Raw genomic sequence first — 14695 nt, forward strand, 5'->3', positions numbered from 1 at the left:
ATCTAAAAAATAGAAACATCGTTTCAAATTATGAAGTGAATCACTTTTATCAGCCTGATAAATGGATAACGTAGCGGCATTCGGAGTCTGTTACTTTTTAAATCAGGTGAAAATTATGCACATTAAACGAGCGATAGAAAAAATCCCTGGCGGGATGATGTTGGTCCCTCTCTTTATAGGTGCGTTGTGTCATACCTTCGCGCCTGATTCCGGTAAATATTTTGGTTCCTTCACCAACGGACTGATGACCGGTACTGTACCGATTCTGGCGGTGTGGTTTTTCTGCATGGGTGCCTCCATCAAACTCAGCGCAACCGGTACGGTATTGCGTAAATCCGGCACACTGGTTGTCACTAAGATAGCGGTCGCCTGGATTGTTGCGGCAGTGGCATCACGGTTCATGCCGGAGAACGGTGTGGAATTTGGCTTCTTCGCCGGGCTTTCGGTGCTGGCGCTGGTTGCATCAATGGATATGACCAACGGTGGCCTGTATGCCTCGGTGATGCAACAATACGGCACAAAAGAAGAGGCGGGCGCGTTTGTGCTGATGTCTCTTGAATCCGGCCCGCTGATGACCATGGTGATCCTCGGCACTGCCGGTATCGCCTCTTTTGAACCGCACGTCTTCGTCGGCGCCGTGTTGCCATTTCTGGTCGGTTTCGGCTTAGGCAATCTCGACCCTGAACTGCGTGAATTCTTCAGCAAAGCAGTACAAACGCTGATCCCGTTCTTCGCCTTCGCGCTGGGTAATACCATCAACCTGACCGTCATCGCGCAAACCGGCCTGTTAGGCGTATTACTGGGCGTAGCCGTCATTGTCATTACGGGTATTCCGCTGATCCTCGCCGATAAATTCATCGGAGGCGGTGACGGAACAGCCGGTATTGCGGCCTCCAGTTCAGCCGGTGCCGCCGTGGCAACACCGGTGCTGATTGCCGAAATGGTGCCGCAGTTTAAACCGATTGCGCCGGCCGCCACTGCGCTGGTTGCCACATCAGTGATTGTCACTTCAGTTCTCGTGCCGATACTGACCGCGATGTGGTCGAGAAGAGTGAAAAACAAAGCCGTGAAAGGCAAAGTGGCGATGGATCCGCCGATGGCGAGTGTTAAATAACACCAGATTTGGATTACTCCTCCCCTTCGCAGGGGAGGAAGCATTCCGAAATTATCTTTAAAGTCCTGGCGCTTTCCACATCGACGTCGTCAGTTGCCTGTCCACCAGTCCCAGTTGATCCGCATACACTTCCTGCCAGTTCGCTTTCTGCACCAGATATTTTGCATGATTGGCGACATCCGGTTGATATTCTCGCTCCCAGCGCACCAGTGATTCGCCGGTTTCAGCGAGGGACGAGTAGAGACCTGCTGCAACGCCTGCGGCAATTGCACAACCCAGTGCGGTGGCTTCTTTCACCACGGGCACATGAACCGGAACACCGGTAACATCACTTAAAATCTGACACCATAATTTTCCTTTTGAACCCCCGCCGGAAAACACCAGCGATCGGGCACGTACACCGGAAAACCGGGCGATCATATCCAGATTACAGGCCGAGACGATGGCGGCATTTTCTTCTAATGCACGGAAGAGTACCGGTTTATTGCACTTTTCCGGATCGATAGACAGATTGATGAATGACGGTGCCGCGTGATACCAGTTTTTGAAATGCATGGCATCGGAGAACACTGGCGTGACGCCCCAGGCACCGACAGGTACGCGGGCGGCCATGTCTTCCAGCAAGCTGTAAGCGTCTACGCCAAGACGGTGCGCCATGGTTTTCTCTTCGGTACAGAATGCGTCGCGGAACCAGCGCATGGTCAGGCCGGTGAAGAAACTGATGGATTCCGCCTGTGCCATGCCGGGAATGACGTGCGGATTAACGCGGATATTCATTTCGGGATCGGTGACCGCCTGAGGCAGGTTGACGATTTGCTGCCAGAACGTGCCGCCGAGAACGGCGGTCTGGCCGGGGTGCACCAGCCCGAGTCCCAGTGTGCCCAGTTGTGCGTCTCCGCCGCCCATGCCGACCGGCGTTCCGGCTGTCAGACCACAAGCGTCGGCCGCGCGGGCGGTGACATAACCAAGGCGCGTACCGGTTTCAGCCACCGGAGAAAGCATATCGGCGCGCAGACCGGCCATATCCAGCAGCTCAGGCCGCCAGTTGCGGGTGGCTAAATCCAGCATCCCGGTCGTGCCGGCATTTGACGGATCAACCGCCAGTTCGCCGCTGAGCATGTACGCCAGCCAGTCGCTGATCATGGTGATGGTGGCGGCCTGACGGTAAATGTCCGGGCGGTGATGTGCCAGCCACAGCAGACGCGGCATGGCGCTCAGCGCCAGAGTCTGACCGGAGCATTCATAGACTTCGCGTTCAAATTCGAAATCATGGATCTCTTTTAATTCGGAAACTTCACGGCTGGCGCGGGCATCCACATTGGCACAGGCCCAGAGGGGCTCACCGGATTTGTCGTACAGTACAATGCCTTCGCGCATGGAGCAGGCCGCCACGGCACGGATCGCAGAGGCAGGAAGATGCGCCTCCTGCAACGCCTGACGGATACACTGGCAGGCCAGTTGCCAGTTTTTTTGCAGATCAAACTCCATCGAACCGGGTACATCCGGCACCGCCAGATGGATCCATTCAGCCTGTCCGGCAGCAATCTGTTGGCCTTCGGAATTGAAAATCACCGCGCGGATGCTGCCGGTGCCCGCATCCAGCGCCATCAGGTAGCTACGATCGTGATCAGAGTTCAGGGTAGAGGTCATCAGAATGTTCTCTCGTGCCAGTTTATCGGGCACCGTTTACCTGACCGCCACGCCCCTCACTCCCTGCGGGTCAGTCGAGCAGCGCCAGCATGGCTCTTGCTGTGCTCTCTTCAGTTACCAGTGCGTTAATTCGTTTGCCTTTCAGCGCCGCAACGATGGCTTCGGCTTTCTCGACACCACCTGCGACGCCTAACACCGTCGGAATGCTGGCCAGTTCGTCCGGCGCGACGGCAATCAGCTCATCGTGGATCGCCATGTTTTCTGCCAGCTCACCGTTGCGCTGCATGAAGAAACCGAGAATGTCGCCGACCGCGCCTTTTCGGCCAAATAATAGCTGCTCACCTTCGCTGATATAACCGGAGCGTAAAATGGTCGCCTCCTGTTTCTGGTTCAGCGAACCAATGCCGACGACCGCAATATCTGCCGCGCAGGCAGCCAGCATGACATCGTGGACATTACGTTCCTGACGAAAAATGGCCGCCACGCTGGCTGATGATGCGCGCAGCGGCGCAGGAATAATGCTCACACCGCACGCCGCGTCAAGCTGACCAATTCCGGTCATATAAGGCCCGACGCCGCCGGAAAGCGTCACCATGCGGATTTGCTGCGAGGAGATGAACCCGCTCAGATGTTGCAGCGTGCTCATCGCCGTTTCACCAAAACCCACCGCCAGCAATTGCCCCGGCCTGAGCAATGCCATCAGCATGTGCGCTGCGCCAATCCCCAGCCTTGCACTCAACGCACCGTCGGACAACTGGGGCAGCACACGGATCTGCTGTAAACCAAAGCGTTTGAGCAGTGTGTTTTCCAGCGATAAACACCCCTCAAAACGCGAGTTAATTTGTACGCGGATCACCCCTGACTGTCGGCCTTTTTCCAGCAGGCGTGACACTTTCAGCCGCGTCAAACCAAGCCGTTCACCAATTTCATTCTGGGTCAGGCCGTCGTGGTAATAAAACCACGCGGTGCGCGCCAGCAGTTCCTCTTCACCCATGCTGAATTCCGGATGGTTAGTCAAATCGGAAAGCGTTGTCTTATCATTCATAGTGAACACTTATAAAAATGTAGATCAATTGTTCGTTAACGAAATGTTGTTAACTGTGATGTGTTTGGCAAAATTCAAATGATTACCGCCTGAATCATAACGCAGAGTATATGAGTTGAACAAACTGTGATCAGTACAAAAGTTTTCCCTGTCACCTCGGTCTAGTTTTATGAACAATGTTAAATCATAAATACATTTGTTCAATAAATGTATCAAGCCAGAGGCCGGTGTATGCAGAGCAGCAAACAGTTATCAGCAGACCTGCAAACCACGGACCTGCTGTTGCAGGTCAGCGGTGTCAGTAAAAGCTTCTCCGGTGTGGCGGTGCTGAAAGACATCGATTTCAGCCTGCTGTACGGAGAAGTCCACGCGCTGCTGGGCGGCAACGGGGCAGGTAAATCGACACTGATGAAAATTATTGCCGGTGTAGAAATGGCCGATTGCGGCACGTTACTGCTTGGCGGCGAACCTTTACTGGCGCTGTCACCGGCGAAAGCACATCAGGCAGGGATTTATCTGGTTCCGCAAGAGCCGATGCTGTTCCCCAGCCTGACCGTGCGCGAAAACATTCTTTTCCGTTTGCCTGCACATCAGGCAAGCGAAAAAAAATTGCAGCAGACGCTCACTGGGCTGGGCTGCAATTTACCGCTGGGTGCGCTGGCCGGAACCCTTGAAGTGGCCGATCAGCAACTGGTGGAAATTCTGCGCGGGCTGATGCGTGACGCGCGACTGTTGATCCTTGATGAACCGACCGCCTCGCTGACACCGGCAGAATCCGCCCGTTTATTCACCCAGGTCCGGCATCTCACCGGACAGGGTGTCGGCGTGGTGTTTATCTCGCACAAACTGCCTGAAATTCGAGCCATTGCGGACCGGGTCAGTGTGATGCGTGATGGCAAAATTGCTCTCAGCGGCAGGCTTGCCGAACTGGATAACGATGCGCTGATCCGTGCCATTACCCCGCATTCACAGGACACCGCGCTGCCGGCAGAACAAAAGCTGTGGCTGGATTTACCCGGCTCCCGGCGTGATAGGGCCGGCAGTGAGCCCGTCTTGCAGGTACTAAACCTGACCGGCGAAGGGTTTATCAATATTTCATTCAGCGCCCGCGCAGGAGAAATCGTCGGGCTGGCAGGTGTGGTGGGCGCAGGACGTACGGAACTGGCCGAAACCCTGTATGGCCTGCGCGGGGCGCAAAGTGGTCAGGTTGTACTGATGCAACAAGACATCAGCGGAATGAACACATTACAGCGGCTGAAAAAGGGGCTGGTGTATCTGCCGGAAGACCGCCAGGCGTCCGGCCTCTATCTCGATGCACCATTAAGCTGGAACACCACCTCACTGACCTTCAACCGTCAGAGCTGGTGGCTGAATCTCAAACGTGAAGCCGCCGTGCTGGAACGTTATCACCGTGCGCTGGGCATTAAATACCGCGACGGTGCACAAACCGCCCGCACACTTTCCGGCGGAAATCAGCAAAAACTGCTTATTGCTAAATGCCTGGAAGCACAACCTGCGGTGCTGATTGTCGATGAACCAACGCGCGGCGTGGATGTGTCAGCACGTGCTGACATTTACCAGCTGTTGCGCAGCGTGGTGCAACAGAACGTTGCAGTGATCCTGATTTCTTCTGATCTGGATGAAATCGAAGGGCTGGCGGATCGGGTATTCGTCATGCATCAGGGCGAAATGAGCGGCGAGTTGCAGGGCAGCGACATCAACGTCAGCAACATCATGCACATTGCGTTTGGTAATCATGCCAACACTCCCGCTACCGGAGGAACCTCATGCTGAAGCGGATACAAAACAACCGTGAACTGACGGCGCTGATAGCGATTATTGCGCTGTTTGCCTTGCTCGGTACGATGGACAGCCAGTCATTCAGCTTCCAGACGCTGGGCATGATTTTCGGCAGTGCGCAGATCCTGATGTTGCTGGCAATGGGGGCAACCGTCGTTATGCTGACCCGCAATATCGACGTTTCGGTCGGCTCTGTTACGGGGTTGTGCGCCGTAACGCTGGGCGTCCTGCTTAACGGCGGTATGAACCTGTCGCTGGCCTGTCTGCTCACTCTCGGCACCGGTTTACTGGCCGGATTATTCAATGGTGTGCTGGTCGCGTGGCTGCGTATTCCGGCAATCGTTGCCACTCTCGGTACGCTGGGCTTATACCGCGGTCTGATGCTGCTGATGACCGGCGGTAAATGGATTGAAGGCTTACCCGCCGGGCTGAAATCTTTATCTGAACCGGTTTTCCTGAGTGTGTCTTCGCTCGGCTGGCTGGTCATTGTATTGCTGGCGGTGATGTTCTGGATACTCGGACGCACGACATTCGGGCGCAGCTTCTACGCTGTCGGTGACAATTTACAGGGTGCACGGCAGCTCGGCGTGGCGGTTAACCGTGTACGCATTCTTGCATTCGGCATTAACGGCATGATGGCTGCCATTGCCGGGATCGTATTCGCCTCGCAAATTGGTTTCGTGCCCAATCAGACCGGCAGCGGGCTGGAGATGAAAGCTATCGCAGCCTGTGTCCTTGGCGGCATCAGCCTGCTCGGTGGTACAGGTTCAATACTGGGTGCCGTACTCGGGGCGTATTTCCTCACACAAATCGACAGTGTGCTGGTGCTGTTACGTTTTCCGGCCTGGTGGAACGATTTCATCGCCGGTCTGGTGTTGCTGGCCGTACTGGTTTTCGACGGCAGATTGCGTCAGGCCTTGCAGAAAAACCTGCGCCGCCAGAAATACGCCCGTTTTCTGTCTGCCACTCAGCCGTCACCAAAGAAACCTTCTGAACGTAAATCACAGCCGCAAAAAAATCTCACGCGGCGGTTAAGCACCGGCAAAAAGAGCGGGGTGGTGTAATGAACAAACTGCAACAATATGGCTGGGAAGCGGCGCTGCTGGTGCTGTTGATCGTGGAAATTTTACTGTTCGGTGTCGCCAATCCGCGCATGCTGGATGCCAGTACGCTGCTGTTCAGCACCAGCGATTTCATCATCATCGGCATCGTGGCGTTGCCGCTGACGCTGGTGATTGTCAGCGGCGGCATAGACATTTCGTTCGGTTCAACCATCGGTCTGTGCGCCATCGCGCTCGGCGTATTATTTCAGGCACACGTACCGCTGGTACTGGCGATACCCCTTACGCTGGCGCTCGGCGCTGCCTGCGGTTTACTGAATGCAGCACTGATCCTTTATACCGGCGTTAATCCGCTGGTTATTACGCTCGGCACACTTTATCTGTTCGGCGGCAGCGCCTTGCTGCTTTCCGGACTGGCGGGCGCAACGGGTTTTGAAGGCATCGGTAATTTTCCGGATACCTTTACCAATTTCGCCAATCTGGTGGTCATCGGCGTGCCGGTGCCACTGCTGATTTTCCTGGCCGCCACACTTTTATTCTGGCTATTGATGCACCGCAGTCGCACTGGCCGCAACGTGTTTCTTATCGGTCAGAATTCGCGTGTGGCGCGTTATGGCGCGCTGCCGGTCAGTCGCACAGTTTTCGCGTTATACGGCATGACCGGGCTGGCATCTGCTGTGGCCGCCATTCTGATGACTTCATACTTCGGCTCAGCCCGTTCTGATCTCGGCAATGCTTTGCTGATGCCGGCGATTACCGCTGTGGTGCTCGGCGGCGCCAATATCTACGGCGGTTCAGGTTCTATTCTCGGCACGGCGCTGGCGACGCTGCTGATCGGCTATCTCCAGCAGGGGTTGCAGATGGTTGGCGTATCGAGCCAGGTCTCAAGCGCACTTTCGGGGGCACTGCTGATCCTGGTGGTTATTGGCCGTTCTGCCAGTCTCAATCGTGATCTTATCCGCAGTGTATTCCAGCGTTATCGCCAGCGCGGGTCTGCGTCTTCTTCTTCCTTGACGTCGAAACCATCTATTTCTCAATAAGCCGGGGTGAATAATGAAATCCAATTGTTTGAAAACCTTATTAATTACCAGTGCTGTAAGCCTGGCCTGCCTCAATGCGCAGGCGGCTGAACGCATCGCGTTTATTCCAAAACTGGTGGGCGTCGGTTATTTCACCAGTGGGGGTAACGGCGCAATGGCCGCCGGTAAAGCGTTGGGGGCAGACGTGACCTATGACGGGCCCACGGAACCGAGCGTGTCCGGTCAGGTGCAGATGATCAACAACTTCGTCAATCAGGGATATAACGCGATTGTGGTTGCTGCAGTGTCACCCGATGGTCTGTGCCCGGCGCTCAAACGTGCCATGCAACGTGGCGTGAAAGTGCTGACCTGGGATTCTGATACCAAACCGGAATGCCGCTCGATTTACATCAATCAGGGCACGCCGCAGCAACTTGGCTCGATACTGGTGGATATGACCTCCAGTCAGGTGAAAAAAGAAAAGGCCAGGGTGGCGTTTTTTTATTCCAGCCCGACGGTTACCGACCAGAACCAGTGGGTGAAAGAGGCAAAAACCAAAATCGCCAAAGAGCATCCGGGTTGGGAAATCGTCACCACACAATACGGCTATAACGACGCCACCAAATCGCTACAAACCGCCGAAGGTATCCTTAAATCCTACGGGGACCTCGACGCAATCATTGCGCCTGATGCCAACGCATTACCGGCAGCCGCGCAGGCGGCGGAAAATCTTAAACGGACGAACGTGACTATCGTCGGCTTCAGCACACCAAACGTTATGCGGCCGTATGTTGAACGCGGCACGGTGAAACAGTTTGGCCTGTGGGATGTGGTCAGTCAGGGCAAGATTTCGGTTTACGTTGCTGATCAGTTGCTGAAAAAAGGCGAGCTTAACGTGGGTGACAAACTGGATGTGCCGGACGTCGGAGCGGTGGAAGTGGTACCGAACAGTGTGCAGGGCTACCAGTATGAGGCCAAAGGTAACGGCATCGTTTTACTGCCCGAACGCGTGGTCTTCACCAAAGACAACATTGGCAAATATGACTTCTGACGAGTAAGGAGAAAATGAAATGGCAGATCTGGACGATATCAGAGACGGTAAAAATTTCGGCATCGGCACGCCGCAGGACAATCATGCATTCTTCCTCAAAGGCAGCGGTCAGCTTGACTGGGGAATGCAATCGCGGCTGGCGCGGATTTTCAATCCCCATTCAGGCCGGACGGTTATGCTGGCATTTGATCATGGCTATTTTCAGGGGCCGACGACGGGTCTTGAACGTATCGACATTAATATTGCGCCTTTGTTTGCGCACACTGACGTACTGATGTGTACCCGTGGCGTGCTGCGCAGCGTGGTGCCTGCTGCGGTGAACAAACCCGTAGTGATGCGGGCTTCCGGCGGTAACTCTATCCTGACTGAACTCTCAAATGAAGCGGTGGCGGTAGCGATAGAAGATGCGCTGCGCCTGAATGTCGCAGCAATGGCGGCACAGGTATATATCGGCAGTGAATATGAACATCAGTCGATTAAAAACATCATCCAGCTGGTTGATCAGGGGATGCGTTATGGCATGCCGACCATGGCGGTGACCGGTGTGGGTAAAGATATGGCGCGTGACCAGCGTTACTTCTCGCTGGCAACCCGAATTGCTGCTGAAATGGGCGCGAACATTATCAAAACCTATTACGTCGATGAAGGTTTTGAGCGTGTGGCAGCGGGATGTCCGGTACCCATCGTGATTGCAGGCGGTAAAAAACTGCCGGAACGTGAGGCGCTGGAGATGTGTTATCAGGCTATTGATCAGGGCGCTTCCGGAGTGGATATGGGGCGCAACATCTTCCAGTCTGAATCGCCGGTCGCGATGCTAAAAGCGGTGAAGGCGGTGGTACATGAAAACGCCAGCGTGGTCCATGCCTACGAACTGTTCCTGAGCGAAAAGGGGTGAATCATGGAAGTGACACTGGTCGAAATTAACATTCACCCGGAAAAGGTGGATGAGTTCCTGGCGGTATTTCACGCTAATCATTTGGGCGCGGTGAAGGAACCGGGAAATCTCAGGTTTGATGTGCTGCAGGATGAGTCGGTACCGACACGATTCTTTATCTATGAAGCCTATCAGGATAACGAGGCTGTACTGGCGCACAAAAAAACAGCGCATTATCTGAAATGTGTCGAAGCGCTGGAGGGGATTATGTCGGAGCCGAGGAAGAAGACAACCTTCAAGGGGATTTACCCTTGACCTGCAACTGCAACTGCAACTGCAACTGCAACCGCAACTGCAAAACCGTGGGCGTCGGCCCACACCGACCAGAGACCCGGTAACGCGCGGGCCTCTGGACTCCGCGCTTTTTTCACTGCGCGCTATCGCTGGTATGAAGGACATATTCTGGTGCATCAGTGTGTGGCGCAAAATGTCATCGCTGCGCGATTCCCGAATTTCAGGCTTCGAGCCATAGGTCTCGAACCATTCATTCGGTGCCATTTTTGAGCACGCCAATCAACCTTTTAAAAGATGAAAAACAGTCTGCCGTTGATTTAAAGATCGTGCGGGCGATTCAGGAATCTTGCTGAACGGAGCGGCCTGGAGACCAGAGGCTCCAGGACCGAGAGAAGGCACCGCGCAGCGGCAAGATTTCCAGCCTGTCGCTGCGATACCTGAAACATAGCCGGCGCGCGGATCACGTGTTTGAAAAAGCGAGGGGAGTTCAGAGGGGAAAAGCTTTTCCCCTCTGGTCGGTTTCGGCACTGTGCTTCAGGTGACCGCTGCACTTGAGAAACCGAAATCTTCCCGATCAGGCCTTCATTGACATTGCCCTGATGGCCAATCCGCCATTACATCAATCCCTCAAGTCTTACATACAACTCCCTGAACACTTTCCTCCGTTCCGCATACGCAGTGTGCTTATCAGCATCCGGCTGATGCACTTGCTCAAGTGGCAGTTCCGGCAGGAACTGCTCCGGCGGTTTTCCCGGATTCATGGCGATTTGCGCTAAACGCGCTGCGCCAAGTGCCGGGCCGACGTCGCCACCCGTGCGGTATTCCAGCGTTTTGCCGCTGATGTCTGCCAGCATCTGACGCCAGTACGGGCTGCGGGCACCGCCGCCAATGAGGGTGACGCTGTGCGGTATCAGGCCGGTTGCATGCAGCACATCCATGCCGTCAGCCAGTGCGAAACCGACACCTTCGAGAACGGCACGGGCGATATCCGCAGGGCCATGCTGATGTGTCAGACCGAACAAAACACCTTTGGCATTCGGGTTATTATGCGGAGTCCGCTCGCCGGAGAGATACGGCAAAAACCATACAGGTGCATTTGCGCCCGGAGCCTTTTCAGCCAGATTGATCAGTTCGCCAACGGATGCGGAGCCAGTCAGGTTTGCGGCCCAATCCAGACATGAGGCGGCGCTAAGTATGACGGACATCAAATGCCAGGTATCCGGCAGCGCATGACAGAAACTGTGTACTGCCTGCTGCGGATTACTCAGGAAACCGTCGCTGACGGCGAAATACACACCGGATGTGCCGAGGGAAAGCATAGCTTGTCCGGTTTTGTATAATCCGACACCAACGGCACCCGCCGCATTATCACCACCACCGGCAATCACGGGCACGGAATCCATATTCCAGCGTGAGGCGATTTCAGGCAGCAGATGTCCGGTAATCTGGTTGCCTTCGAAAAGAGCGGGCATCTGTTCGCGGGTCAGGCCGGTTGCAGTAAGTAATGCGTCGCTCCAGTCGCGCCTGGCAACATCCAGCCACATGGTGCCAGCGGCATCTGACATATCGCTGGCGAAAACGCCGGTTATCAGCCAGCGCAGATAATCTTTTGGCAGCAAGACCTTGTTTATTTTAGCAAATACAGCCGGTTCGTTTTTACGCAACCAGAGCAGCTTAGGGGCAGTAAAACCAGGCATCATCAGGTTACCGGTGATCTGGCGGGACGCAGGGACTTCCGCCTCCAGTTGCTGACACTGGCTGAAACTGCGACCGTCGTTCCATAAAATGGCCGGACGTAAGACTTTTTGCTGTGCGTCCAGCAGAGTAGCGCCATGCATCTGACCGGTCAGGCCAATCGCTTTTACACCCCGCAGAGAGTGTTGTTGTGACAGTGCAGATACTGCGCGGTCCGTTGCATCCCACCAGTCGGCAGGATTTTGCTCAGACCACAACGGATGCGGGCGGAAAAGGGTTAACGCCTCACTGTGGCTGGCGACCACCCCACCTTCTTCGCTAAGCAAAATGGCTTTGACGCCAGAGGTGCCCAGATCTAATCCGAGATACATAATTTTCCCTTATCTGTTGATCCGAACCTGTAACGTTTAACGCCCTGCAATTCCGCCTATAGCGGGCAGGGCGCCAACTTATTTTAACCGGTTAACCAAACAGGTAGCGGTTAACCAGATTTTCCAGACGCTCCTGCTGACCGCTCTGGTGCTGAGGAGCCAGCGCATTTTGTTGCGCATAGCTGCTCAGGGTTTCCAGTGACATTTTGCCCTGCAGGATCTGCTGACTTAATTCTGTGTTCCAGCCAGCGTAACGCTGGGCAACGTGCTTATCGAGTTCACGGCTTTCAATCATACGGGCTGCCACTTTCAGCGCCAGCGCCATGGTGTCCATTCCGCCGATATGGCCGTAGAACAGGTCATATTTATCGGTGCTTTGGCGACGAACTTTCGAGTCAAAATTCAGACCACCGGTAGTGAAACCGCCTGCTTTGATGATTTCATACATTACCAGTGCATTTTCTTCCACGCTGTTCGGGAACTGATCGGTATCCCAGCCACATTGCGGGTCACCACGGTTAGCATCGACGGAACCGAAGATACCGAGAGCAATTGCGTTAGCAATTTCATGGTGGAATGAGTGACCGGCCAGCGTGGCGTGATTGGCCTCGATATTCACTTTAATCTCTTTTTCCAGACCGAACTGTTTCAGGAAGCCATACACGGAAGCGACATCATAATCGTACTGATGTTTGGTCGGTTCCTGCGGTTTGGGTTCGATCAACAGCGTGCCCTGAAAACCAATTTTATGTTTATGCTCAACCACCATCTGCATGAAGCGACCCAGCTGTTCGCGTTCCTGACGAAGATCAGTGTTGAGCAGGGTTTCGTACCCTTCACGGCCACCCCACAGCACGTAATTTTCGCCGCCCAGTTGTTTGGTGGCGTTCATAGCGTGCACAACCTGTGCGGCGGCCCAGGTATAAATTTCTGGATTAGGATTGGTTGCTGCGCCTGCGCCGTAACGTGGATGGGTGAAGCAGTTAGCTGTACCCCACAATAATTTTACCCCGCTGGCTTCCTGTTTTTGCGCCAGTACATCGGTCATGATGGCAAAATTATTCACGTATTCTTTAATTGATGCGCCTTCCGGCGAGACGTCAACGTCATGGAAGCAATAATAAGGGACGTTCAGTTTCTGGAAAAATTCAAATGCAACATCCGCCTTGCGTTTAGCCAGTTCCAGCGCATCGCCCGCTTGCTGCCACGGGCGATCAAAGGCACCCACACCGAACATATCGTTGCCGTTCCAGCAGAATGTATGCCAGTAACAGGCGGCGAAACGCAGATGCTCAGCCATCGTTTTGCCGAGGATCACTTCTTCAGGGTTGTAATGACGGAATGCCAACGGGTTAGTGCTGTTAGCACCTTCGTAGCGGACTGCGTCGAGTTTGTCGAAATATGCGTGCATTGATAACTCCTTGAAAACGGGCCCAGCGGGACTGGGAGGCTGAGGCTCTATCTTCGGAGTTGACGTTTAATCTCACAATTACGTTATTTCACACTCAATTTAATAGAATTATTAAGTGTGCGGCAGATCGCATAAATAACCCTTTTTCTTGTCATTTTTTACCCGCTTTCCATGACATCACGATAATAAAAGTACCTGGCTTGTGCGTATTACAATCAAACCATGATCACCATCATAGTTCCTAAAATAAACAAAAAATCGTAATGCAGTGATTAAAATCTGCAATTGCCGATTAATTACCCAGCGACAACAATCCTTGTGTCATTGCTGTACATACTTCTCTGTATCTGCCTCTACTTATTCTTATAAAAGGTCTGACATGATGAAAATGAATAAAGTAATTCTTTCTGCCTGTGCCGCATTAGTGCTTTTTAGCCAGTCAGGGTTAGCGAAAGAAATTAAAATTGGCATGGCTATTGATGACTTACGTTTAGAACGCTGGCAAAAAGACCGTGATATTTTTGTGGCTAAAGCCAAAACGCTGGGAGCGGATGTTTTTGTGCAATCCGCCAACGGCAATGAAGAAACACAAATGGCGCAGATTGAAAATATGATCAATCGCGGCGTTGATGTGCTGGTCATCATTCCGTACAACGGCGAAGTGCTCAGTAACGTGATTGCCGAAGCTAAGCAGGAAGGCATCAAAGTGCTGGCGTATGACCGCATGATCAACAACGCGGATATTGATTTTTATATCTCTTTTGACAATGAAAAAGTCGGCGAACTCCAGGCACAAAGCCTGGTTCAGCGTGTACCGCAGGGAAATTATTTCCTGATGGGGGGCTCACCGGTGGATAACAATGCCAAGCTGTTCCGCGCTGGCCAGATGAAGGTGCTGAATCCGCTCATCAAAGACGGAAAGATTAAAATCGTGGGCGATCAGTGGGCTGACGGGTGGTTGCCGGAAAACGCCTTAAAAATTATGGAAAATGCCCTGACCGCTAACAACAATAAAATTGATGCGGTGGTGGCATCTAACGATGCAACAGCCGGGGGCGCAGTGCAGGCACTGTCAGCACAAGGGCTGGCAGGGAAAGTGGCTATTTCGGGGCAGGATGCCGACCTTGCTGCAATTAAACGAATCGAAGCCGGCACTCAAACCATGACCGTTTACAAGCCAATTACTAAACTGGCCAATGATGCTGCAGAAATTGCAGTGCAGTTAGGTAAAGGAGAAACCCCGAAATCAAATGCCACATTAAATAATGGTAAAAAAGAGGTGCCATCTTATTTATTGACACCGATTCAGG

The 14695-nt window shown here is 53.7% G+C and carries 12 protein-coding genes; 8 read left to right on the plus strand and 4 right to left on the minus strand.

The window, feature by feature from the left end:
* Positions 1-115: 115 nt before the first annotated feature.
* Positions 116-1114 carry a 2-keto-3-deoxygluconate transporter gene (kdgT, locus tag J1785_RS11575; RefSeq protein WP_129951541.1) on the plus strand — a complete coding sequence of 333 codons (999 nt, stop codon included), beginning with the start codon at positions 116-118 and terminating at the stop codon, positions 1112-1114.
* A gap of 57 nt (positions 1115-1171) precedes the next feature.
* Here the strand turns inward: kdgT and lsrK are convergent, their stop codons facing one another.
* Both lsrK and lsrR read right to left on the minus strand, forming a co-directional pair.
* Positions 1172-2764: an autoinducer-2 kinase gene (gene lsrK, locus J1785_RS11580; protein ID WP_129951540.1), complete on the minus strand. Its 1593-nt coding sequence runs from the start codon at positions 2762-2764 to the stop codon at positions 1172-1174.
* Between the two features lie 70 nt (positions 2765-2834).
* Positions 2835-3809 (minus strand): transcriptional regulator LsrR, encoded by a 975-nt coding sequence (lsrR, locus tag J1785_RS11585; RefSeq protein WP_217219450.1) that lies wholly within the window; start codon positions 3807-3809, stop codon positions 2835-2837.
* 231 nt (positions 3810-4040) lie between these two features.
* On the opposite strand from lsrR, the gene lsrA reads away from it, so the two are divergent.
* The 6 genes from lsrA to lsrG are packed head-to-tail and all read left to right on the plus strand — an operon-like array spanning position 4041 to position 9929.
* Positions 4041-5603, plus strand: coding sequence for an autoinducer 2 ABC transporter ATP-binding protein LsrA (gene lsrA / locus J1785_RS11590; RefSeq protein ID WP_217219451.1), 1563 nt, complete (start codon positions 4041-4043; stop codon positions 5601-5603).
* The gene (gene lsrC, locus J1785_RS11595; protein ID WP_217219452.1) at positions 5597-6673 is read left to right on the plus strand and encodes an autoinducer 2 ABC transporter permease LsrC; all 1077 of its coding nucleotides are present in this window, start codon (positions 5597-5599) and stop codon (positions 6671-6673) included. The genes lsrA and lsrC overlap by 7 nt, the downstream gene beginning before the upstream one ends.
* Positions 6673-7710 (plus strand): autoinducer 2 ABC transporter permease LsrD, encoded by a 1038-nt coding sequence (gene lsrD, locus J1785_RS11600; RefSeq protein ID WP_217219453.1) that lies wholly within the window; start codon positions 6673-6675, stop codon positions 7708-7710. The genes lsrC and lsrD overlap by 1 nt, the downstream gene beginning before the upstream one ends.
* A 13-nt stretch (positions 7711-7723) precedes the next feature.
* The gene (gene lsrB, locus J1785_RS11605) at positions 7724-8740 is read left to right on the plus strand and encodes an autoinducer 2 ABC transporter substrate-binding protein LsrB (protein ID WP_217219454.1); all 1017 of its coding nucleotides are present in this window, start codon (positions 7724-7726) and stop codon (positions 8738-8740) included.
* A gap of 19 nt (positions 8741-8759) precedes the next feature.
* Positions 8760-9635 (plus strand): 3-hydroxy-5-phosphonooxypentane-2,4-dione thiolase, encoded by an 876-nt coding sequence (gene lsrF / locus J1785_RS11610; protein WP_129990381.1) that lies wholly within the window; start codon positions 8760-8762, stop codon positions 9633-9635.
* Between the two features lie 3 nt (positions 9636-9638).
* Positions 9639-9929 carry a (4S)-4-hydroxy-5-phosphonooxypentane-2,3-dione isomerase gene (gene lsrG, locus J1785_RS11615; protein ID WP_129990380.1) on the plus strand — a complete coding sequence of 97 codons (291 nt, stop codon included), beginning with the start codon at positions 9639-9641 and terminating at the stop codon, positions 9927-9929.
* 593 nt (positions 9930-10522) lie between these two features.
* On the opposite strand, the gene xylB is transcribed toward lsrG, so the two are convergent.
* Both xylB and xylA read right to left on the minus strand, forming a co-directional pair.
* The gene (gene xylB, locus J1785_RS11620; protein WP_217219455.1) at positions 10523-11974 is read right to left on the minus strand and encodes a xylulokinase; all 1452 of its coding nucleotides are present in this window, start codon (positions 11972-11974) and stop codon (positions 10523-10525) included.
* Positions 11975-12065: 91 nt separating this feature from the next.
* On the minus strand, positions 12066-13385 hold the full coding sequence (gene xylA, locus J1785_RS11625) for a xylose isomerase (RefSeq protein ID WP_217219456.1): 1320 nt from the start codon (positions 13383-13385) through the stop codon (positions 12066-12068).
* 382 nt (positions 13386-13767) lie between these two features.
* Between xylA and xylF the strand changes: the two genes are divergently transcribed.
* Positions 13768-14695, plus strand: a 928-nt coding sequence (gene xylF, locus J1785_RS11630) for a D-xylose ABC transporter substrate-binding protein (protein WP_217219457.1), incomplete at its 3' end; no start/stop codon positions are given.

This window comes from Rahnella perminowiae (genome assembly GCF_019049755.1).
Taxonomy (GTDB): domain Bacteria; phylum Pseudomonadota; class Gammaproteobacteria; order Enterobacterales; family Enterobacteriaceae; genus Rahnella; species Rahnella perminowiae.

Bases quoted from the DNA above. Each gene is read 5' to 3' on its own strand.
- lsrD (WP_217219453.1), top strand. From the start codon at position 6,673: ATGAACAAACTGCAACAATATGGCTGGGAAGCGGCGCTGCTGGTGCTG.
- lsrF (WP_129990381.1), top strand. From the start codon at position 8,760: ATGGCAGATCTGGACGATATCAGAGACGGTAAAAATTTCGGCATCGGC.
- lsrB (WP_217219454.1), top strand. From the start codon at position 7,724: ATGAAATCCAATTGTTTGAAAACCTTATTAATTACCAGTGCTGTAAGC.
- kdgT (WP_129951541.1), top strand. From the start codon at position 116: ATGCACATTAAACGAGCGATAGAAAAAATCCCTGGCGGGATGATGTTG.
- xylB (WP_217219455.1), bottom strand. From the start codon at position 11,974: ATGTATCTCGGATTAGATCTGGGCACCTCTGGCGTCAAAGCCATTTTG.
- lsrK (WP_129951540.1), bottom strand. From the start codon at position 2,764: ATGACCTCTACCCTGAACTCTGATCACGATCGTAGCTACCTGATGGCG.
- lsrC (WP_217219452.1), top strand. From the start codon at position 5,597: ATGCTGAAGCGGATACAAAACAACCGTGAACTGACGGCGCTGATAGCG.
- lsrA (WP_217219451.1), top strand. From the start codon at position 4,041: ATGCAGAGCAGCAAACAGTTATCAGCAGACCTGCAAACCACGGACCTG.
- lsrR (WP_217219450.1), bottom strand. From the start codon at position 3,809: ATGAATGATAAGACAACGCTTTCCGATTTGACTAACCATCCGGAATTC.
- xylA (WP_217219456.1), bottom strand. From the start codon at position 13,385: ATGCACGCATATTTCGACAAACTCGACGCAGTCCGCTACGAAGGTGCT.
- lsrG (WP_129990380.1), top strand. From the start codon at position 9,639: ATGGAAGTGACACTGGTCGAAATTAACATTCACCCGGAAAAGGTGGAT.